This window comes from Janthinobacterium sp. ROICE36, assembly GCF_002869965.1.
Classification (GTDB): domain Bacteria; phylum Pseudomonadota; class Gammaproteobacteria; order Burkholderiales; family Burkholderiaceae_D; genus Janthinobacterium.
Genome location: NZ_PEBS01000175.1, coordinates 1 through 1326, shown reverse-complemented (window position 1 = coordinate 1326; position 1326 = coordinate 1). Strand labels below are relative to the sequence as shown.

The 1326-nt window shown below is 50.3% G+C and carries 1 protein-coding gene; it reads left to right on the top strand.

What is annotated here, in order from left to right; all coding sequences use genetic code 11:
* Positions 1 to 415 precede the first annotated feature (415 nt).
* Positions 416 to 1216: an ankyrin repeat domain-containing protein gene (locus tag CSZ94_RS27280; RefSeq protein ID WP_180977662.1), complete on the top strand. Its 801-nt coding sequence runs from the start codon at positions 416 to 418 to the stop codon at positions 1214 to 1216.
* Positions 1217 to 1326: the final 110 nt, after the last annotated feature.

Below are 1326 nucleotides of genomic sequence, written 5' to 3'. Positions count from 1 at the left end.
CGCAAAACTTCTGCGTTATTCGCTCCTGCCTCGACACGCTACGGAAACAAGGCCATGGCATGCTCGCCGTCTTGCAACGCGCCTTCGCTGGAAACCCGATTCAGCCAGCCCCCGGCTGAACAGTTACTAAATCTCATTATTTAAAATATCGGCGGCCACGCAAAATGGCCGCCGTTTTTGTAACCAAACCCAAAAATTTCGAGATAAACTCTCAAATAATTTCTGAGCTTGGCCAAATATACGTTAGACATGGTCAAGATTAAATCATCACTCTGCATTATTTTATGTTCACTGAAAGCAATTACTGTAGAATTGATAAAATATGATTGTTATTTATAATACGTTTTAGCCTACATGAATGCAGGAAATCAGGACGCTGGCAAGTCACACTCACCACAATATGGGTGCAGATAGCATGCCTCCTCTCAATCAATTTTTTAAAATGGCCGTTATGGCTGGCGTGGAAAGTGCCGTCCAGCTCCATATTGATCGCGGCGATGATATCAATGCCAGCGACTCGAACGGGTTAACTTTGCTCATGCTGTCGGCAGCCAAGAATAAAGCTGCCATGTGCCGATTATTGCTGAACGCCGGAGCTGACAGTGCGTTGCTTGACCCGGCAGGTCGAACCGCTCATGCGATCGCGATTGCGGCGGGTGCTCAACAAGCAGCCGATGTGCTCGACCCCACCACTCTCGTCCCTGAACCCCTTACGATACATGAACCAGCACCGACACCGGCGATTGATGACGCCCCCGTTCTCCTCACTGACGATGCAAGCATCGCGAAGCCAGCTTTTGATGTAGCCTCGGCCGAAGAAAACCCGCAAACGACCATTGCCACGCCCATGCCTCACCTCATTTTAGAAAATGATGAGGAAGGATTTTCCCTGTTCGACTGGGAGCCCGAAGAAGAGCTTCTTCCGCCTGAGCTGGACCTAGTATTAGTGGCCGAAGCCAGTGCAGCTCAAGCCGCCATCTCAGCACACGAACCGATCGACTCGTCGGCGGACTGGGATGATGTCGATGTATTTCTGCCTGACCAATCCGTTCCGTTCATACGCAAAGACGACGTTGAAGCCAGGGAACACCTACGACTACTACTTTTGAGAGCGTATCGAGAAGGCAGCGTGCCAAGCATGGAAATCGAATCCTTATCGATGAATGCGGACGGCAGTGCCAACCCAGAATTTGAAGCCTTAAAGTGGATCCATTAGTCAAGACACTTTGCCGACTAATTTAAGCTGTGCCCGTTTCCACTGCTTCAGCTGCGCGGCGCTGACCCGTATTGCTCTTTCCCTGTGACTTCTTCTCGTCGTCACCAAAC